The 18,092-nt window shown below is 71.3% G+C and carries 19 protein-coding genes; 12 read left to right on the forward strand and 7 right to left on the reverse strand.

Going from position 1 to position 18,092, the window contains the following annotated elements; all coding sequences use genetic code 11:
• Positions 1 to 3 precede the first annotated feature (3 nt).
• The 5 genes from ACFYWG_RS01045 to ACFYWG_RS01065 all read left to right on the forward strand — a co-directional run bounded on the left by ACFYWG_RS01045 (position 4) and on the right by ACFYWG_RS01065 (position 3,945).
• Positions 4 to 267 carry a UBP-type zinc finger domain-containing protein gene (locus ACFYWG_RS01045; protein WP_055715821.1) on the forward strand — a complete coding sequence of 88 codons (264 nt, stop codon included), beginning with the start codon at positions 4 to 6 and terminating at the stop codon, positions 265 to 267.
• Complete coding sequence (locus ACFYWG_RS01050) at positions 267 to 2,048, forward strand: FAD-dependent oxidoreductase (RefSeq protein ID WP_389198425.1); 1,782 nt, start codon at positions 267 to 269, stop codon at positions 2,046 to 2,048. The genes ACFYWG_RS01045 and ACFYWG_RS01050 overlap by 1 nt, the downstream gene beginning before the upstream one ends.
• Positions 2,049 to 2,117: 69 nt before the next feature.
• The gene (locus ACFYWG_RS01055; RefSeq protein ID WP_383507702.1) at positions 2,118 to 2,510 is read left to right on the forward strand and encodes a DUF2267 domain-containing protein; all 393 of its coding nucleotides are present in this window, start codon (positions 2,118 to 2,120) and stop codon (positions 2,508 to 2,510) included.
• Between the two features lie 35 nt (positions 2,511 to 2,545).
• Positions 2,546 to 2,782, forward strand: a complete 237-nt coding sequence (locus ACFYWG_RS01060; protein ID WP_389198427.1) for a hypothetical protein — start codon at positions 2,546 to 2,548, stop codon at positions 2,780 to 2,782.
• Between the two features lie 71 nt (positions 2,783 to 2,853).
• Positions 2,854 to 3,945 carry a hypothetical protein gene (locus ACFYWG_RS01065; RefSeq protein WP_389198429.1) on the forward strand — a complete coding sequence of 364 codons (1,092 nt, stop codon included), beginning with the start codon at positions 2,854 to 2,856 and terminating at the stop codon, positions 3,943 to 3,945.
• A gap of 269 nt (positions 3,946 to 4,214) precedes the next feature.
• On the opposite strand, the gene ACFYWG_RS01070 is transcribed toward ACFYWG_RS01065, so the two are convergent.
• Positions 4,215 to 4,508, reverse strand: coding sequence for a hypothetical protein (locus ACFYWG_RS01070; protein WP_383507711.1), 294 nt, complete (start codon positions 4,506 to 4,508; stop codon positions 4,215 to 4,217).
• Positions 4,509 to 4,802: 294 nt separating this feature from the next.
• On the opposite strand from ACFYWG_RS01070, the gene ACFYWG_RS01075 reads away from it, so the two are divergent.
• Positions 4,803 to 5,402, forward strand: coding sequence for an RNA polymerase sigma factor (locus ACFYWG_RS01075; RefSeq protein WP_383507713.1), 600 nt, complete (start codon positions 4,803 to 4,805; stop codon positions 5,400 to 5,402).
• Positions 5,399 to 6,367 carry a CU044_5270 family protein gene (locus ACFYWG_RS01080; protein WP_389198432.1) on the forward strand — a complete coding sequence of 323 codons (969 nt, stop codon included), beginning with the start codon at positions 5,399 to 5,401 and terminating at the stop codon, positions 6,365 to 6,367. Before ACFYWG_RS01075 ends, ACFYWG_RS01080 begins: the two co-directional genes overlap by 4 nt.
• Positions 6,368 to 6,453: 86 nt before the next feature.
• Here ACFYWG_RS01080 and ACFYWG_RS01085 read toward each other — a convergent pair whose 3' ends face one another.
• Complete coding sequence (locus ACFYWG_RS01085; RefSeq protein ID WP_389198434.1) at positions 6,454 to 7,374, reverse strand: zinc-binding dehydrogenase; 921 nt, start codon at positions 7,372 to 7,374, stop codon at positions 6,454 to 6,456.
• 77 nt (positions 7,375 to 7,451) lie between these two features.
• Between ACFYWG_RS01085 and ACFYWG_RS01090 the strand changes: the two genes are divergently transcribed.
• Positions 7,452 to 7,850 (forward strand): winged helix-turn-helix transcriptional regulator, encoded by a 399-nt coding sequence (locus tag ACFYWG_RS01090; RefSeq protein WP_389198436.1) that lies wholly within the window; start codon positions 7,452 to 7,454, stop codon positions 7,848 to 7,850.
• Between the two features lie 118 nt (positions 7,851 to 7,968).
• Here ACFYWG_RS01090 and ACFYWG_RS01095 read toward each other — a convergent pair whose 3' ends face one another.
• Together ACFYWG_RS01095 and ACFYWG_RS01100 are read right to left on the reverse strand one after the other, a co-directional pair.
• Positions 7,969 to 8,256 (reverse strand): carbohydrate-binding module family 20 domain-containing protein, encoded by a 288-nt coding sequence (locus tag ACFYWG_RS01095; RefSeq protein ID WP_389198438.1) that lies wholly within the window; start codon positions 8,254 to 8,256, stop codon positions 7,969 to 7,971.
• A 173-nt stretch (positions 8,257 to 8,429) separates the two neighbouring features.
• Positions 8,430 to 9,029: a GNAT family N-acetyltransferase gene (locus ACFYWG_RS01100; protein ID WP_389198440.1), complete on the reverse strand. Its 600-nt coding sequence runs from the start codon at positions 9,027 to 9,029 to the stop codon at positions 8,430 to 8,432.
• A 202-nt stretch (positions 9,030 to 9,231) separates the two neighbouring features.
• Between ACFYWG_RS01100 and ACFYWG_RS01105 the strand changes: the two genes are divergently transcribed.
• Both ACFYWG_RS01105 and ACFYWG_RS01110 read left to right on the forward strand, forming a co-directional pair.
• Positions 9,232 to 9,765: a TetR/AcrR family transcriptional regulator gene (locus ACFYWG_RS01105; RefSeq protein ID WP_389198442.1), complete on the forward strand. Its 534-nt coding sequence runs from the start codon at positions 9,232 to 9,234 to the stop codon at positions 9,763 to 9,765.
• Positions 9,762 to 10,427: a GAP family protein gene (locus ACFYWG_RS01110; RefSeq protein ID WP_383507736.1), complete on the forward strand. Its 666-nt coding sequence runs from the start codon at positions 9,762 to 9,764 to the stop codon at positions 10,425 to 10,427. Before ACFYWG_RS01105 ends, ACFYWG_RS01110 begins: the two co-directional genes overlap by 4 nt.
• A gap of 256 nt (positions 10,428 to 10,683) precedes the next feature.
• Here the strand turns inward: ACFYWG_RS01110 and ACFYWG_RS01115 are convergent, their stop codons facing one another.
• Both ACFYWG_RS01115 and ACFYWG_RS01120 read right to left on the reverse strand, forming a co-directional pair.
• Positions 10,684 to 12,471, reverse strand: a complete 1,788-nt coding sequence (locus tag ACFYWG_RS01115; RefSeq protein ID WP_389198445.1) for a glycosyl hydrolase family 8 — start codon at positions 12,469 to 12,471, stop codon at positions 10,684 to 10,686.
• A gap of 154 nt (positions 12,472 to 12,625) precedes the next feature.
• Complete coding sequence (locus ACFYWG_RS01120) at positions 12,626 to 13,636, reverse strand: LacI family DNA-binding transcriptional regulator (RefSeq protein ID WP_385415748.1); 1,011 nt, start codon at positions 13,634 to 13,636, stop codon at positions 12,626 to 12,628.
• Between the two features lie 114 nt (positions 13,637 to 13,750).
• Between ACFYWG_RS01120 and ACFYWG_RS01125 the strand changes: the two genes are divergently transcribed.
• Positions 13,751 to 15,889, forward strand: coding sequence for an alpha-galactosidase (locus ACFYWG_RS01125; RefSeq protein WP_389198447.1), 2,139 nt, complete (start codon positions 13,751 to 13,753; stop codon positions 15,887 to 15,889).
• Here the strand turns inward: ACFYWG_RS01125 and ACFYWG_RS01130 are convergent.
• On the reverse strand, positions 15,870 to 16,958 hold the full coding sequence (locus tag ACFYWG_RS01130; protein WP_389198449.1) for a Gfo/Idh/MocA family protein: 1,089 nt from the start codon (positions 16,956 to 16,958) through the stop codon (positions 15,870 to 15,872). The two genes, ACFYWG_RS01125 and ACFYWG_RS01130, sit on opposite strands and share 20 nt — an antisense overlap.
• Before the next feature lie 108 nt (positions 16,959 to 17,066).
• Between ACFYWG_RS01130 and ACFYWG_RS01135 the strand changes: the two genes are divergently transcribed.
• On the forward strand, positions 17,067 to 18,086 hold the full coding sequence (locus ACFYWG_RS01135) for a zinc-binding dehydrogenase (RefSeq protein ID WP_389198451.1): 1,020 nt from the start codon (positions 17,067 to 17,069) through the stop codon (positions 18,084 to 18,086).
• Positions 18,087 to 18,092 lie beyond the last annotated feature (6 nt).

The following is an 18,092-nucleotide window of genomic DNA, read 5'->3' on the forward strand; positions in this document are numbered from 1 at the left end:
GGCATGACCGTACGAACCGACCCCCATCTCGCGCTTGTCCGGCCGGTCCGGCCACTGACCCCCGAGGGGTGTCAGGAGTGTCTGCTGCTGGGCTCCCCGTGGGTCCACCTGAGGCTCTGCCTGACCTGCGGCCACGTCGGCTGCTGCGACTCCTCGCCGAACCGGCACGCGCGCCGTCACGCCGCCGCTGACGGCCATCCGATCGCGGCGTCGCTGGAGCCCGGCGAGGACTGGCGGTGGTGCTTCGTGCACGAGGCGTTCGTCTGATGGCCGGCGACGGGACGCGACCGAGCGCAGCGAAGGCGGCGGGCGAGACGGAGGAGAGCGTCCCCTTCGAGACCGCCGACATCTACGGCGCCTACCCCCGGCTGCCGGAGGACCAGATGGACCGCCTGGCGCGGCACGGCCGGCGGCGTGAGGTCGACGCCGGCGACGTGCTGATCCGGGAGGGAGAGCACTGCGAGACGTTCTACGTCATCGTGAGCGGCTCGATCGCCGTCATCGAGGACTACGGCACGCCCGGCGAACGGCTGCTGCGTGTGCACGGCCCCGGCCGCTTCATCGGCGAGCTGGGCCTCCTGAACGGTCAGGTGGCGTTCTACACCGCTGCGGTCAGGGACCCCGGTGAGGTCCTGGCCCTGTCCATGGATCAGCTGCGTGACCTGGTGGCCCGGGACTCCGTCCTGGGCGATCTGGTGCTGCGCGCCTGCCTCGGCCGCCGTGCCCTGCTGGTCGGTCAGGGGGCCGGTTTCCGCATCGTCGGCTCGCGCTATTCGCCCGACACCCGGCGGCTGCGTGAGTTCGCCGCCCGCAACCGGCTGCCGTACCGCTGGATCGACCTGGAGACGGACAAGGAGGCCGAGGAGCTGCTGCGCCGCTTCGGCGTGGGTCCGGAGGAGACACCGCTCGTCATCTGGCGGGACACCACTCTGCTGCGCAACCCCAGCAACGCGGAACTGGCCCGGCTGACGGGCCTGCCCTCGCTGCCTGCGGAGAACCACCACGGCGATCTCCTGATCCTCGGCTCCGGACCCGCCGGTCTCGCCGCCGCGGTGAACGCCGCCTCGGAGGGTCTCGGCACGACCCTGGTCGAGGCGCTGGCCACCGGCGGCCAGGCCGGGACGTCGTCCCGCATCGAGAATCTGCTCGGCTTCCCCTCCGGCGTCTCCGGCGCCGAACTGACCGACCGCGCGGTGCTCCAGGCGGAGAAGTTCGGCGCCCGGATCAGCGTCCCGGCGGAGGCGGCCCGCCTCGAACCGCGGGACGGCCACTACGCCGTCGGGTTCGCCGACGGCAGCGAGATCACCGCCCGCGCCGTCGTCCTGGCCACCGGCGCCCGCTACCGCCGCCTCCACGCGCCCGGCGTCGAGCGCCTGGAGGGAACGAGCGTCCACTACTCGGCCACCGTCTACGAGGCCCAGAAGTGCCGCACCGACCCGGTGGCCGTCATCGGCGGCGGCAACTCCGCGGGGCAGGCCGTCCTCTTCCTGGCCGGGTACGCGCCACAGGTGTATCTGCTCGTCCGTGGGGCGAGCCTCGCGGAACACATGTCCCGCTACCTGATCGATCAGGTCGAGCGCCACCCGCGGGTGCGAGTGCTGCTGCACACCGAGATGACCGAGGCGCTCGGCGAGGAGACGCTGGAGGCCGTCGACGTGGTCGACCGTCGCACGGGCGAGCACCACCGGCTCGCGGTGCGGGCCCTGTTCGTCTTCACCGGCGCCGAACCGCACACCGAGTGGCTGTCCGGCGCGCTCGCCCTCGACGCGCGCGGCTTCGTGCTCACCGGCGCGGAGGCGCAGGCCCGCTCCGCTCCCGGAATGTGGCAGAGCCAGGGCCGCGACTGCCTGACGCTGGAGACCAGCCTGCCCGGCGTCTTCGCCGCCGGCGACGTGCGCAGCGGCTCGGTGAAACGCGTGTCCTCCTCTGCCGGCGAAGGCGCGATGAGTATCCACTTCGTGCACCGCTACCTGGGCCACACGGCCGCGCCCGGCGGCACCGACAGCTCCCCGCACACCCGTCCGAAGCAGTCCGCCTGGCTCGCATGACCCCAGGGGGCGACGAGAGCACGAGACGGAGAAGGTGCCCAGCGATGACCCCGGCAGAAGGAGGCGGCAATGCAATACGACGGGTTCCTCGCCCGCGTACGGGAGCGAGGCGAATACAAGGATCAGGGCGAAGCCGCGGACATCACCGGCGCCGTGCTGCACGTGCTGGCCCAACGGATCGGCCCGGGAGAGGTCAAGGACCTCGCATCCCAGCTGCCCGGCCCGCTGGGAGAGGTCCTGGACCAGGCAGCGCCGCAGCAGGCGCAGAGCTTCGGGATCGAGGAGTTCTACCGCCGGGTCGACGAACGCACCCCTGCCCGTCCGCGTACGGCGCAGTGGGATGCCAGCGCGGTCCTGACCACCGTTGCCGACACTGTCACCGGCGGGGAACTGAACCAGATCATCAGTCGACTCCCCTCGGGTTACGCGGTGCTGTTCGGCAAGGCCGATCTGGCGGACTGAGCCCGTGAGACGCCCGTGACGAAAGGCTCACACACATGCTTGATCCAGGTGTCTGCTCGTTCGACACCAGGGTGGACAAGACCCACCAGCGCCTCACGGACGTCGAGGAGGCTCCCGAGTGGCGCAGGGCTCCTCTTCCCGTCGAGACGGCCGTACGGTCCCGCCCCCGGCTGCCGGCCCTCGCAGGGGGCGTCCACCGCCGGGTGAGCGGCGGCGCGTGGCGGCACCCCGGATCCCGGGTTCCGCCCTCGGCCCCCGTGCTCCTGCCGTGACCCGCGCCGAGGCGGGCGGCCGACGAGAAGGGTCCAGTCTCATGCAAGTGTCGTCCGAGGGCGTTACGGTCGTGGCTCTCCTGGCCGATCCGGACGCGCCGACGGAGATCGCGCAGGGCATGGCCCGCACGCTGTCCGCCCGGCTGGCCGACAGGTCGGGGCAGGGGCGACGGTTCGAGGTCGAGGTGGTCAGTGAGCCCTTCACCGCCGGGACGGAGGAACCGTCCACTCTGATGCGCCGGATCATGGACCGCGGGAGTGCGGAGAACTGGGACGTCGTCGTGGCGCTCACCGACCTTCCGCTGCACGCGCACGGGCGCAGGCTCGCTGTGCGTCTGAACCACCGGCACGGCTTGGCGCTGCTCTCCCTTCCTTCTCTGGGAGGCCTGCGACTGCAGACGCGGGCCCGGCGGGCCGTCGAGGAAGCCGTGCTCGGCATGGCGAGGCCGCGAACCACCGAGGCCGAAGGGGCTTCGCGAAGTCAGCCGCCTTGGGACCCCTCCCCCGATCGTCCCGCCCCGTCCCGTCCCGGCCACAAGGATGAGGAGGAGACCGACGATCTTCGGTACGTCGCCGGCGGGCCGCGCGGCTACCTGCGGGTCCTCGCCGGGATGGTCCGCGCCAACCGGCCGTGGCGGCTGGTGCCGGGCCTGTCGAAGGCTCTGGCGGCCGCGCTCGCCACGGGGGCGGTCGCCACCGTGAACTCCACCGTCTGGAGCCTGGCCGCGTCCCTCAGCACGCCGCGCCTGGTGATCGCCGCGGTCGGATCCGTCGCGATCATGATCGGCTGGCTGATCATCGACGCGGAGCTGTGGCATCGATCCGCGGACAGCTCACCGGAGGCGAGGCAGAGGGCGCGGCTCTACAACGCCTCGACGGTCGCGACCGTGGGCATCGGGGTGCTCGTCTGCTACCTGGGGCTGATGGTCATCAACTGGCTGTGGGCGCTGTTCATCCTCAACGACCAGGTGTTCGCGTCCATGACGCGGACCCCGTTGCACGCCGAGCAGTACCTGACGCTGGCGTGGTTCGTCGCTTCCGTCGCCACCGTGGGCGGCGCGCTGGGATCTGGCCTGGAGAGCGACGAGGCGATCCGGGCGGCCGCCTACTCCAAGCGCGAACAGGAACGTCGCCGGAAGCTGCAGAACGACCACGATGACTAGCCGGGGGCCGAGTCGGGGACACGGCTGTGGTCGGTGGCCGCCCCGACGGCGCCTGGCGCCAAGTTGCTGTGCAACGTGGATTGGAAGCGGACACGGACGCGGCATCGTGCCGACCGCCAACCCGGTCGGCCTCACGGACGGCACATGGCGCCGCGGTGGATGACAGTGACACGCTCGCGGCGTGACCGGTGAAGAAGGGGGGATCCCCGGCTGCGCGGGCCGGAACCCGGCGCCACCACCCGGATCGGGGCGCCGGTGGGTTCGCCCCCTCACCGGCGAGTGATGACGTCCCGGTACCTCTCAAGCGCCGCTTCGAGGGGCCTCAGGAGGTCAGAGATCTCCTCCCCCGGGTTCTCCTCGATCCCGATCGTCACGTTCTCCAGCGCACCCAGGACATCGAGGAATGCCGAGCCACCGTCGTCACCGCCGGGACCGGACGGCTTGGTGCACAAGAAGATGCACTTCGCCACACAGGTGAAATTCTTCTCCCGGCAGTCCTCCACGCAGTTGGACACACACTGCCAGTCCACTCCTTCGAAGATGAACCCTGCCAGCTTCGACACCTCCCACGATCGGTATGACGGTCCTGCGTTACCCGGCTGAAGGGACGTGCAGGCCGCCGATCGCCGGCATTCGCCGGATCGGCCGCGTCGACAGCTGTCGGTGTCACTCTCCCGGTCCTGTATCCGGCATGGCCTGCCTGCGAACAGCGGAGAACGGCCTGCGAAGCCGTGCCGGCGCGACCGATCCCGTAGGGTCGCGCTCGCTGCCTGAGAAATCCTGTGTGGCCGTGAACTCTTCGCGAGGCAGCGGGGAACAACGGGTGACACGCTCGAACCCACGCTGACGGAGGACCCGTGACCGGACCACCGGCGCTCCACCCGGCCGACGAGCTCGACGGCCATGTCATCGCGCGGTCCCTGGACCATCCGGAGCTGTTCGCCCGGCTCTACGACCGGTACGCACCCGACATCCACCGGTACGTGGCCCGGCGCCTCGGCGACCACGCGGCGGACGATGTCACGGCCGACACGTTCCTGACCGCGTTCCGGGTACGGGCCCGCTATGACACCTCGCGGGCCAGTGCCCGGCCCTGGCTGTACGGGATCGCCGCGCACCTCATCGGCAAGCAGCGCCGGAAGGAAGTACGCGGTCTGCGGGCGCTGGCCAGGACCGGCCAGGACCCCGTCGCGGCCGGCTGGGTCGAGGACACCGCGGACCGGGTCGCCGACCGCGCCCCGCTCGCGGACGCGCTCGCCGGACTGTCCGCAGCAGACCGGCATGTGCTGCTGCTCGTGGCCTGGGCCGATCTGACCTACCAAGAGGTCGCCGAGGCGCTCGACATACCCGTCGGGACCGTGCGGTCCCGGCTCAACCGGGCCCGCCGCAAGGTACGGGCCGCGCTGGGGGGCGACCCGGCGTTCCTGGGCGAAGTGGCGGAGGTGGTCCGGCCGTGACCGTGGACGAGATGAAGGACGTACGCGAGTTCCGGTCCGGGGCGCCGAGGCCCGACCGGGCGCGACTCGCCGCGGGGCGGGACCGGCTGACCAGCGCCGCGGGGCGGGGCCGGGGACGCAGGCTGCGGGCCGACTGGCGGCTCGCAGCGGTCGGGGCCGCCGCCGCGCTCACCGCGGTGGCCGTGCTGGCCTCCGGCGTGGGAGGGCGCGGCCACGATGGTGCGGAGCGCACGGTGCCGACCACGACGCGGACCGTGCAGGGTTCGGCGAAGGAGGTGCTGGAGCGTGCCGCGTCCACGGTGGAGCGGACCGATCCGCCACCCACGCCGCACGCGGGCCAGTGGATCTACGTGAAGAAACTCTCGGCCGGTCCCGGAGTGTGGCCCGACACCGCCGGCCGGCCCGAGCCGGAGCCGGAGCCGGAGGAGCGTTGGACGCGGTACGCGGACCCGCGCTTCGAGAACGGCAAGGAGGGCGACGACCGCTCCATGCGTGAACGGCTCCGCTTCCTCGACGAGCTGCCGGACGACCCGGCGGTCGTGCTGAAGAAGGTCCGCGCCTACTACCCGGGGGAGGGCGCTTCCGAAGGGGAGGAGGCCATGCGTGCGCTGAGTGTGCTCTTCGCGTCCCAGCCCGTCCCACCGCAGGCGCTCGCCAAGCTGTACCGCGCGCTGGCCGCGGTCCCGGGCGTCAAGGTCACCGACCGTCTCGTCCGCGACCTCGCCGGCCGGGACGCCCTCGCGGTCGGGCACGCCGAGAAGGGGCAGACGGTCCGCCGCGAGATCCTGATCGACCCGCGCACATACCAGTACCTCGGCGACCGCTGGCTCGTCGTCAAGGACCACAAGGACATGTTCCCGGGCGCGGACGACACCCCTGACCGGCTCTGGAAGGCGGGCGAGCTCATGTTCCAGAACGCGTTCCTGGCCACGGGAGTCGTCGACCACAAGGGCGACCGTCCCTGACATACGGCGGAGGGGCGCCGAAGCTGTTCGGCAGGTGTGCGACGAGAGCGCGCTCGTGCTCGACGGCAAGGCGCCGGGGCAGGCAGTCAACCGGCTGCGACGTCCAGGACCGCCTTGCCGGCCACTCGGCGCTCGCGCAGGGCCTTGGCGGCCTCGTCGAAGCGGTCCCAGGACCCTTGCCAGCCGATCTCGACGGCAAGGGACCCCGCAGCGGCCGACTCGGCGAGAGCTGCCAGGTCCGCGCTGACTTCGCCCTCGACGACGAACGAGGTCAACGACTTGGCCGGGCCGACGGTCGCATACGGCGCGAACACTGCCGGCTCCCCGGACGTCCAGCCGACACTCTGCACGCTGCCTCCGGCGCTCAGCAGGTCCCACGCGGCCACCAGTTGAGGTCCGCCGACGCTGTCGATGACGACATCGACCGGCTGCTGCAGTCCGTCCAGTCCGATCAGGACCTCACTGGCACCCAAGTCGGTCAGCCCTCGTCCGCGGGCTGCGGAGCCGACGGACGCGATCACATGGGCTCCGGCCCGTGCCGCCAGCTGGACGGCGAACCTGCCGACCCCGCCGGAGGCCCCGGTGACCAGCACCCTCTTGCCCGGCCCGAGTCCGGCAGCCCGCAGCGAGCGCAAGGCCGCCACTCCAGCCACCGGCAGAGCGACCGCCCGTGCCGGGTCCAGGCCTTTGGGCACTTCGGCGAGTGCACCCACATCGACCGCGATGCGCTCGGCGAACGCGCCCGCGGTCAAGGCCACCACCCGTGTCCCCACCGCCGGTCCGGAGCCGTCGGCCGCCGCCTGAACGACCACTCCGGCGGCGTCCGAACCGAGCACCGCGCCCACGGGAACCCGCCCCGAGCGGGCGTCGTTGAGGTCACCGTAGTTCAAGGAGGCATGGGAGACGGCTACCAGGACCTGCCCCGGCCCGGGTACAGGGTCGGCAACCTCCGTGAGGCGAACGGCTGCGGATGCGGACGGATCGACGACAAGCGCACGAACGGACATGGCTACTCCCCCGGTTGACGACTTCTCACCGCACTCATCCTCGGTACCCTCACTGCTCAGGGGAAGGAGGCACTTTCGTGTCACGCAGTCACACCCGTGTTACCGAGGCGCTGAGAGATGAGGCCTGTCCGGTCAGCGAGGTGCTCGACCGTGTGGCCGGGAAATGGAGCATCGGGATCCTGATCGCCGCCGCCCACGGCCCGGTCCGCTTCACCGAACTCGAACGCTCCCTCAACGGCATCAGCCGGCGCATGCTCACCCTCAACCTGCGCAGACTGGAGCGCGACGGGCTGCTCGTCCGCACCGTGTACCCGACAGTGCCGCCGAAGGTCGAGTACAGCCTCACACCCATGGCACGTGAACTCCACGCCTCGCTGACCGGCCTGGTGGACTGGGCCGAGCGCCATCGCTCTGCCATCGCCGAAGCCCGTGCCGCCTACGACACCGCGGCGGAGCACGCACGCGACGACGACTGAGACGCGCAGGGCCTCGAGGTCGTGCTGCCGGCAACTGGTGTCGGTGATCGTGCCACCGGGAGGTGGTCACGCGTGCAGGGCCGGGCGCTGTGCCCGGCCCCCGTTGCGCTGCCGTGGGTCAGTGGCGGAAGGCCTCGTGCGTGATGTACGTGCCCGTCGGCGGCGTGACCGTGGTGCGGTTGGGGCCGGTCTCCCACGTCACCGGGGCGTTGACGGTCTTGACGATGTACTTGTACTCCACCTTGGTGTTGGCGGGCAGCACCACGGTCGCCGACCAGGTCGGGTACGGGGCCGAGGAGAGCGGAACCGCCTTGTCAGGGTTCCACGAGCCGAGCTCCGGACGGTTGCCGGTCACGTAGACCTGCTGGCCCCACTGGGTGTGAGCGGTGACGTTGAACGTCGCCACGACGGAACCCTGTTGTGCCCCCGTACGTCACATGCGAAGACGCTGATACCTCAGGGGGGCCTGCAACAGCCCCGCGCGGTCGCCGAGACGGTGCTGAGAAGCCGCAGCCCCTCACGACATGACCCGAGCCGTCCGCTGGTCCGCGGCACCAGAGGCCGGGTGGGCGCCCCGCCTCAGTCCTCGGGGTCGCGCAGGCCGACGCAGTCGAAGGCCCAGAAGGCCTCCGAGTAGACGAAGGTCCCTGTCATCCACGGCTCGTACGCGGACAGTCGAGCGACCTGGAAGGCGGCGTCAGGGATACGCAGCGACGGCGAACGAAAGCCCACCGCGCGGGCACCCTCGAAGCCGCGCGTGCCGTAGTAGTGCGGCGAACCCTCCAGGAACACCAGCGGCACGCCCTGGCCGTCCGCGGCCTGAAGGGCGTGGGCGACGAGCCGCGTACCGATGCCCCGACCCTGGAACTCCGGGAGCACACCCAGCGGTGACAGCGACAGCACGTCCACGATCCGGCGCGGCGCGTCCAAGCGGGTCGCGCTCAGCAGCACGTGCCCGACGACCCGGTCATCGACGACGGCGACGAAGGCCATGGGTGGCAATGCCGCCTGCGCGGTGCGAAGAGCGTCGACCAGCCCGGGGAGCCGGTCGTCGCCACCGAAGGCGCGCTTATGGACCTCGCGCACCTCTTCGTGGTCGTCGGCCGTCTCCGCCCGGATCAGCAGCCCGGCACCAGCAGAGGCGAAAAGGGAGCCTTCCGGCGCATCGTGTGACGTCATGGCCGTGAGGGTAGAGCGCGAAGCGGCTCCCGTGCGAGGCAATAGCGGCACCAGGGCGCGAGCGTGACCGTGCGAGCCAGGACCCACCCCGCCCACCTCGCGTCTCGGCCCGATCGGCCCCGTCACGCGCTCCCCCACCCTGCCCACCGCCCTCGCTGCCGTACCGACGCCCGCTTTACCGTCCAGACGGTACAGTTGAGTCATGACACCTGCACGGGAACGCATTATGGACGCCGCCGAGGAGCTGATCGCCGCAGGCCACGTGCCCCCCACTCTGGACGCCGTGGCCCAGGCGGCGCGGGTCAGCAAAGGCGGGCTTCTCTACCACTTCGACAAGCAGTCCCTGCTGCAAGCCCTGATCCTGCGGGCCGTGCGGCGCTTCGACGAGCGCCTGGCCGCGGCGGCGGACCACCGGACCGTGGCGGCGACCTGGCTGCGACTGTCCGCGCCAGGACCCCACGAGCGGGAGCTGTACCGGGCGATGCTGTCCATGCTGCGGCTGACCAGCAGCGGCGAGCTGGACCTGCCCGGGGAGGTCGGCGAGGCCGAGAACCGCTGGCAGAGCATGCTGGCAACCGAACTGGGCGACCCGCTCCGGGCCCGGCTCGTCCGACTCGCGGGGGACGGGCTGTTCCTGGCCGCCCTGACCGGTCAGCCCGCCACCGCGGACGACGTCGAGCAGCTCATCGGCCACCTCGGCCTGCCGGACGCCGCTCACGGCCCGCTGCCGTCATGACCGTCTCACTGCTCACCGGGATCGCCGCTCTGGCTGCGCTGGACGCGCTGAACCCCGCAACGATCGCGGGAGTGGCCCTGCTCCTGCTCGCGCCTGTCGCCCGGCCCGTCCGCACCGCCGCCGGTTTCGTCGCCGGCTCCTACATCACGGTGATGGCTCTGGGGGTGCTGGTCTATTTCGGAGCCGACGCCGCGGCGGACGCCGCCGGCGACGGGCTCGTCTGGGTCCGGCGCATCGCCTTCACTCTCGCAGCGGCGGCTCTCGCCGCGGCGGGGATCCGGCGTCTGCGGCCACGCCTGCGCCCGGCCATCACCGTTCCCGGCTGGGTCAACCCCCTGACCGCCGCCGCTCTGGGCCTCCTCATGACCGGCGCGGACCTGCCCAACGCGTTCCCCTACTTCATCGCCATCGAGCGACTCGTCGACGCGGCCGTGGGCACCGGGGACGCCCTGCTGGTGATCGCCGCCTACTCCCTGGTGTACTGCCTGCCCTGCCTGCTTCTGCTCGCCGCCGGGGCCACCCACGGCACCCGGGTACGCGACCGACTCGGCAAGCTCTACCAGCGAATCGGCACCGAGAAGGACCAACCCCGCAGTGTGCCGGTCGCCCTCGGCTACCTCGCGGCTGCCACCGGCGTCCTGACCGTCGCCGCGTCGGCTTGAGGAGACGGTCGCCGCAACGGCGGTGTGCACCGTCGGCTCTCCCGGGACCGCCGACCGGATGTCGGCTCTCCGGAGAGTCCTCCGACCGGATGGTGCGACGACTGCCGCAGTGCCGCCCGGTGGGCCGGCCGCATGCGGGTTGCGCGGCCGGCCCACCGGCACGTCCCGATCAGTGGAGCAGGCCTGCGCCTGCCCTACGTGGCTCGGTGACGGTACGGAACGGAGACGGTGTCCTTCCTCCGTCCCCGGCTGGTCCTCAGGAGAGGCGGACGTCGTCCACGTTGAACGCGGGGGCGACCTGGCCCGTGCGGTCCTGAAGGGCGATGGCGCCGATCGTCGAGGGACTGCCCAGATCGGACAGCGGAACGGAGAACTCGGTCCAGGTGCCGGCGGGTGCGTCGATCTGGACGCGGGTTCCCCACGTTCCGCTCCCGTCGGCCGCCGGATTGATCATGAGCTGCAGTTGCCGTGTGCCGGAGTCCCCGCCGTGGACGCGCAGGACGACGCGGCTGAGGCCGCCGGCGGTCACGGGTGTGGAGGACGAGAAGGACAGTGCGTCCCAGCCGCTGCCCGGCGTCATCTTCACCGAGGTACCGCTGCCGCCGTACGCGGGGCTGGACGCCGCCGTGTCCACCGTGCCGTTCCACGCTTCGGCGCGCCACCCGGAGGCGAGGCCGTCGGTGTACACGGCCGTGCCGGAGGGCTGTTGGTCGCCGATGTCGTAGGCCTTGTACTTGCCGGCGAGGTGCAGGAAGCCGAGCATGTGCAGGGAGCTGTGGTAGTAGCGCCATTCACCGGTGGTGACGGGGTAGTCCCAGGCGAGGCGGAGGAAGTCGTCGCGGGTGCCGGTGTCGGACACGACGCTCGCTGCGGACGCGTACATCAGTGCCTGGCCCGCGCCGCCGGTCCAGTCGGAGGCCGGCGTGCCGTTGACGTACCACTCGCCCGCCATCGAGTTGCGCTGGGGGCGCATGAAGCCCAGGAGCTGGTCCGCCCAGGTCCGCTGCGCGGCGAGGGGCGCGTGGCCGTCGTCGTCGCCGTTGTACCAGTAGTAGTCGAAGGCCACGTTCTGTATGGTGCGCCATCCGTCCGCGCCCTGCTTGTAGCCGCTGGCGCAGCTGTACTGGTCGAGAGGGCCGCCGTCCTGCTTGGTGCAGTCGGGGAAGATGCCGTTGCCCTGGTTGCCCGCCTTGTCGAGGACGTCGCGCCAGTACGTGCGGGCCGCGCCGGCCGCCTCGTTCCAGTACGAGCGGTTGGATGCCGTGGGGTCGTTGCGGGACCAGTACTCGTAGAAGCCGGGCAGTTGGTAGGAGGTGTCGACGAGGCTGCCCGAGCCCTCGATCCAGGTCGGGATGAAGCGGACCAGCTTGTTGTCGGGGTTGAAGATGGACAGCTCGCCGGACTGGAGGTCGCTGGTGTCCTTCAGTTCGTTGAGGATGGTCGACGCCTGCGCGCGGTAGTCGAAGATGCCCGATCCGTCGCCCCAGCGCGCCGAGGCCATGAGCAGCGCCGTGGCGAAGTAGATGTCACCGTCCGGGGCCGGGGTGTACTCCGGTTCTCCGCTGGAGAGGGTGAAGTGCCCGTAGGGGGCCTGGTCGTCGACGTGCCAGATGAACAGGCCGTCGTAGCGGCCGCCGCAGTCGGTGTTGACGTTGGGGCACTGCATGTAGGTCTTGGAGAACTTCCACAGCTTGTCGAACCGGCTGCGGTCGTCCATCTGCAGCGCGACCATCATGGCGTAGGACATGCCCTCGGAGCGGACGTCTCCGTCGTGGGTGGAGAGGATGTAGGCCATGTCCGAGCCGACCGGGTAGTAGATCCGCTGGTCTGCGGGGCCGTTCTCGGTGTAGATCGCGTTGTAGAGGTCCTGCACCCTCTGGTCGGTCTCGGCCTGGGTCTTTCCGATGTGCTGGAAGAAGTTGTCGTAGGTGCCGGTGAAGGCCGCTCCGCCGGAGGCGGCGTGCGCGGGGGTGGTGGTGAGCACGGTGGCCACGCCCAGCAGGAGTGCGATCACATGGGCGAGCACTCTGCGTGTGAGCTTCATAGCCCTCCATCCTTCGATGTTTCACTGATGTTTCAATGAACTTGCATCAAGGTAAGGAGGGTGAGGGCATGCCAACAAGACCCGTGCAGAGGATTTCTGCTCGGGTCGTCCGGGTGGGGCGCAGGCGGTTCCCCGCCCACCGGCGGGGGGAGGTTCAGCGGGCGGTGGAGTCCCGCTGGACCAGGCGGACCGCGAGGCGGGTGTCACGGCTGGTCATGGCCGGGTTGCCCACTCGGTCGAGGAGGTGGCGGACGGCCTGGGCGCCGATCAGGTGCTTGTCGGTGGCGATCGTGGTCAGCGGCGGTTCGGCGCGTGCGGCCTGGGGCACGTCGTCGTACCCCATGACCGCGATGTCCGCAGGCACCGCGAGGCCGCGCGCGCGAGCGGCCTCGAGAGCACCGAGCGCGCTCTCGTCATTGGCGCAGAACACCGCGGCGGGCGGGACGTCGAGGTCCAGGAGGTGGTTCATGCAGCGCAGCCCGCTGGCCACGTCGAAGGTGCCGCGGCACAGGTAGCGGTCGTCGAAGGCGACGCCCGCCTCGTCCAGCGCGCGCCGGAAGCCGGCCAGGCGGTGCCGCGCGGGCGTGATGTTGTCCTCGGCGGTGATGACGCCGGGCATGCGGGGCCGTTCCGACAGCGACAGCAGGTGCTTCCCGGCGAGGTAGCCGCCGAGTTCGTCGTCGTGGCGCACATGGTCGACGGGCAGGTCCACGGGTTCGTGCTCCAGCAGGACGCACGGCACGCGCTGGTCGACGATCCGCTGCAGGTAGTCGTGATCACTGGCGTAGCTCAGCAGGAGCAGACCGGACACCTGACCGCGCTCGAGGGATTGCGGGAGCCCGCCTCGAGCCGGGTCGGCGACTTCGTAGTGGAGGGAGATCCCCAGGTCCGCGCAGGCCTGCTGGGCCCCGTGGAGCACGGCGGCGAAGTAGGGGTTGGCCGGGGAGAAGGCCTCTCCCGCCCAGGAGATGAAGGCGATGTCGGTCACCGGAACGGGATCCGGGCGCTTCTGCCGGGGGGCGTAGCCGAGTTCGTCCGCCGCCTGCTGCACGGCCAGCCGGACGCGGTCGGAGACCCAGGACTTGTCGGCGAACACAGCGGATGCGGTGCCGATGGCGACCCCGGCCTTGTCCGCCACCTGCCGCAGCGTCACCTTGCGCGTCACGGTTCTCCTCCACCCACCCGAGGCCTCGGGTTCCGGTCTGTTCCACCCGTGCACAGCGTCCGTTACGCTGCGCCCTTGATCGTTCATTGAACTATACGAGGGAGAAGTGCCGCAATGTCGCTCGCCGAGGTGGACGAGTCCTCCGGAACCATTGCATTGTTCCCCGCAGGTACCAGTTACGTTGTGCGCATTGAACCCGACCGCGGCACTGTGCGTCACGTGCACTGGGGAGATCGGCTGGCATTGCGGGAGGCCGTCGCCCTGCCCGCGGAGCCCGGACCCGGCGACAGCTTCGGCGACCCATGGGACGGAGCCGAGGAACTGCCCGTCGACGGCGGCCTGCGCTACGGTCCGCCCGCGCTGGAGGTCCGCTACGCCGACGGCACCGGCCCGCTCGAACCGCACCTGGTCGGCTTCGAGGTGGAACGGGGCGGGGACGCCTGGGCCGAGGTGCGCGTGAACCTGCGGGACGCCGCACGACCGCTCGACTGGACGCTGCACTACCGCGTGCACGCCGCCAGCCCGGTCGTGGAGCGGTGGACCGAGTACCGGCACGGGCAGCCCAGCGGTGCGGACGTACTCCTGGTCCGCCACGCGTCCGCGCAGTGGAACCTGCCGGTTCGCTCCGACTACCGGATGAGCGGCGTCTTCGGGCAGTGGGCCGGCGAGTTCGCCCTCCAGCGCCGTCCGCTGGCGGTGGGCGAGACGACCCTGACCAGCCGGCGCGGGCACACCGGCCACCAGAGCAACCCGTGGGTCGCGATCGACGCCGGGGAGGCCACCGAGACCGACGGTCAGGTGTGGTGCACGGCGACGGCGACCAGCGGGAGTTGGCGCATCGAGGCCGTCAGGTCGCCGGAGGGCCGGTGCGGTGTGATCTGCGGCGCCGGCCACGAAGGCGTCGAGGTCTCCTTGGCGGCCGGCACCTCCTGGACCAGCCCCGTGTCCGTGGGTGTGTACAGCGCTGCGGGATTCGGAGGAGTCAGCCGGGCGCTGCACGCCTACGTCCGCGAGCACGTGCTGCCCGCGCCCGAGAGGCCGCGGCCCGTGCTCTACAACTCCTGGGAGGCGACGTCGTTCGAGGTCACCTTCGCCAATCAGCGGCGTCTGGCCGACGCCGCGGCCGAGCTGGGTGCGGAACTGTTCGTCGTGGACGACGGCTGGTTCGGCCGGCGGGACGACGACCGTGCCGGGCTGGGTGACTGGACCCCTCACCGGCGCCGTTTCCCCGACGGTCTGCGCCCGCTGTCCGACCACGTCCATGGCCTGGGAATGCGCTTCGGGCTGTGGGTGGAGCCCGAGATGGTCAACGTCGACAGCGACCTCTACCGTGCCCACCCCGACTGGGTCCTGCACCTGCCGGACCGCACACCGAGCGTGCAACGGCACCAGCTCGTCCTCGACTTCTCCCGGCCCGCCGTGACGGACTGGGCGTACGAGTGGCTGAGCCGGACGATAGGCGTGTACGACGTCGACTTCCTGAAGTGGGACTTCAACCGCTCCTTCAGCGAAGCCGGGTCCCACGGCGACCGCCGCGACCGGCGCGCGATCTTCATGGAGCACGCCGCGGGAGTGCACGGCGTGCTGGACAGGCTGCGCCGGGACCACCCCCGCCTGGAGGTGGAGTCCTGCGCGGGCGGGGGCGGACGCGTCGACCTCGCCGTCCTGGCCCGCACCGATCAGGTCTGGACGTCGGACAACACCGACGCCGTGGACCGCCTGCGCATCCAGTACGGCTTCTCGCAGGTCTACCCGGCTCAGGTGATGAGCGCGTGGGTCACCGACAGCCCGAACCCGATGACCGGACGGACGATCCCGCTGCGGTTCCGTTTCCACTGCGCCATGGCGGGGGCGCTGGGCATCGGCGGCGATCTGACCCGGTGGTCGCGGCAGGAACGGGAGGAGGCCGCCGGGATGATCGCGCTCTACAAGGAGGTCCGGGAGGTCGTGCAGCACGGCCGGCAGTACCGGCTGGGTTCCCCGGACGATCTCCAGCACGGCGTGCTGTACGTGTCGCGGGACCGATCCGAGGCCGTGGTCCTGCAGTGGCGCGTGGGGGCCGCGACGCGCACGCTCCAGCCGCGTCTGCGGCTGCCCGGCCTCGATCCGGACGCCGTCTACACGCTGCACGACGACAGCGGCACCCTGGGCTCCGTGAGCGTGACGGGTGCCGCTCTCGCCGCGCACGGCCTGCCGGCCGGACTGCCGGCAGGGCCCTACAGCAGCAGGCTGCTCAGACTCCGCGGGCGCTGACCGTTTCCGCCGGCGTCGACCACCCTGCCGGCTCCGGCTCGACCGGCTGCCGGAGCCGGCAGGACTCGTCGATCGCCTCCAGCACCGCGACGAGGTGCGCAGCCCTCTCCCCCGACGTGCGGTGGGGACGGTCCTCGCGTATGTCCTGGGCCAGCAGGCGCACCGCACGGCCCCACTCGATGCCCGGGAACACCGGCTCCCGCAGCGGAGGCACCGCCCGGACCGGTCCGTCGGCCTCGGCGTGCTCCACGTCCGCGTCGAACCGCTGCCAGTCGGAGAGGTAGAGGGACCCGGCGTCGCCGTGGAACTCCATGCCGCGCTGGCGGGAGTGCTGCGGGGTGTAGAAGCTGGCGGTCAGCCGCATGCGGGCGCCCGAGTCGAGGTCGACGACGGCGGTGATCCAGTCGTGCGCCTCCACCCGGAAGGCACTGCCGTCGGCGCGGAACCGGTCGGGGTGGAGCACCGCCCCCTGCGCCGTGACACGGCGGACGGGGCCGAAGAGGGCCACCGCCAGGGTGAGCGGGTAGACACCGACGTCCCACAGCGGGCCGACCCGGTAGAAGCCCTCCGGGGAGGGGTGCCAGCTCTCGATGCGCCCCCAGTTGGCCTCGGCGTAGATCATCCGTACGGTGCCCAGCCGGCCGTCGAGGATCTGCCGCTCCACGGTGAGCGCGGCGTCGCCGAGGAAGTTGGCCGGAGCGCAGCTGAGACGGACGCGGTGGGTCTCGGCCAGCTCCACCAGGTGGCGCGCCTCGGCGGACGTCAGGGCCAGAGGCTTCTCCGAGTGGACGTGCCGCCCGGCGCGCAGGGCCCGGGCGGTCATCTCGTGGTGGGCCGCGTGCCCGGTCAGGTTGACCACGATCGCCACGCGGTAGTCCTCCAGCAGGTGTGCGTAGGAGCGGTAGGCGTGTGTGCCGTGGGCGGCGGCGAGCGCTTCGGCGCGCTCGGGGTGGCGGTCCCACACACCGCACAGCTCGATGTCGGGGTAGCCGGCCAGGTCGGCGGCGTAGGGGCCGGCGATGTTGCCGCACCCCACGAGGGCGACACCGGTGCGACGTGCTGCGGTCATGGACGGTCCTTTCCGAGGGGGTGACAGATCACGACACCCGTCTTACGATCGGCATCACAATATTTCATTGAACGTTCATTGCCATCTTCACGCACTGCGAGGTTTCCCGTGCCAGACCACTCCACGACAGCGATCGTGTTCACCGGCAAGGACCAGGTCGAGGTCCGCACCATGCCCTCGCCCGAGCCGCGGCCGGGGGAATTCACCGTGCGCCTCACGCGGTCCCTGGTCAGCGCCGGGACCGAGGGCATCTGCCTGGGGCGCCTGTTCGAGCCGGGCACACACTGGGACCGTTGGGTGCGCTATCCGTTCCACCCCGGCTACAGCGCCGTGGGAACCGTCTGCGCCATCGGTGAGGGCACCCACCGGGTACGCGTGGGCGACCGGGTCGCCGTCCGCAGCCCGCACGCCTCCGTGGTGCTGGTCGGCGCCGACGAGGACGTGCACCTGGTGCCCGACAGCGTCACCGACGAGGAGGCGGTCTGGTTCCACCTGGCCACCATCGCCCAGGTGGGGGTGCGCCGTGCCGAGCACCGGCTCGGCGACACCGTCGCGGTGCTCGGCCTGGGCCCGGTCGGCCAACTGGCCGCCCAGTACGCCCGGGTGTGCGGTGCCGCCCAGGTCTTCGCCGTCGACCTCAGCGCCCGCCGCACCGAGCTGGCGGTCGGCAACGGCGCGCACACGGGCCTGACGGGCACGGCGGAGAAGGCCCGCTCGGCGATCCTCGAAGCGACCGGGCAGGGCGTCGACGTCGTGTACGACGTCACCGGGGCGGCTCCCGTCTTCGCCGAGGCGCTGCGGATGACACGGGAGTTCGGCACGGTGGTGGTCCTCGGGGACACCGGCACGCCCACCGCCCAGACGCTGACCTCCGACCTCATCGTCAAGGGCCTGAACATCGTCGGCGCGCACGACATGCACGGCGGGTTCGCCGCCGGCCCCCGCAACCCCTGGAACAACCAGCGCATGGGGGAGCTGTTCTTCAGCCTCCTCGCCCGCGGGGACCTCGACACGGCTTCCCTCAACAGCCATGTCTTCCCCGCGACCGAGGCGAAGGAGGCCTACCGGCTGGTGCAGGCCCGCCCCGAGGACCTGACCGGGCTGATCCTCGACTGGACCACCCTGTGACGGCCA

This window comes from Streptomyces sp. NPDC003456, from assembly GCF_042878735.1.
Taxonomy (GTDB): Bacteria; Actinomycetota; Actinomycetes; order Streptomycetales; family Streptomycetaceae; genus Streptomyces.

Coding starts and splice junctions, on each gene's coding strand:
- ACFYWG_RS01045 (WP_055715821.1), top strand. CDS start 4: ATGACCGTACGAACCGACCCCCATCTCGCGCTTGTCCGGCCGGTCCGG.
- ACFYWG_RS01050 (WP_389198425.1), top strand. CDS start 267: ATGGCCGGCGACGGGACGCGACCGAGCGCAGCGAAGGCGGCGGGCGAG.
- ACFYWG_RS01130 (WP_389198449.1), bottom strand. CDS start 16,958: ATGACCGCAGCACGTCGCACCGGTGTCGCCCTCGTGGGGTGCGGCAAC.
- ACFYWG_RS01100 (WP_389198440.1), bottom strand. CDS start 9,029: ATGACGTCACACGATGCGCCGGAAGGCTCCCTTTTCGCCTCTGCTGGT.
- ACFYWG_RS01055 (WP_383507702.1), top strand. CDS start 2,118: ATGCAATACGACGGGTTCCTCGCCCGCGTACGGGAGCGAGGCGAATAC.
- ACFYWG_RS01110 (WP_383507736.1), top strand. CDS start 9,762: ATGACCGTCTCACTGCTCACCGGGATCGCCGCTCTGGCTGCGCTGGAC.
- ACFYWG_RS01060 (WP_389198427.1), top strand. CDS start 2,546: ATGCTTGATCCAGGTGTCTGCTCGTTCGACACCAGGGTGGACAAGACC.
- ACFYWG_RS01105 (WP_389198442.1), top strand. CDS start 9,232: ATGACACCTGCACGGGAACGCATTATGGACGCCGCCGAGGAGCTGATC.
- ACFYWG_RS01125 (WP_389198447.1), top strand. CDS start 13,751: ATGTCGCTCGCCGAGGTGGACGAGTCCTCCGGAACCATTGCATTGTTC.
- ACFYWG_RS01085 (WP_389198434.1), bottom strand. CDS start 7,374: ATGTCCGTTCGTGCGCTTGTCGTCGATCCGTCCGCATCCGCAGCCGTT.
- ACFYWG_RS01115 (WP_389198445.1), bottom strand. CDS start 12,471: ATGAAGCTCACACGCAGAGTGCTCGCCCATGTGATCGCACTCCTGCTG.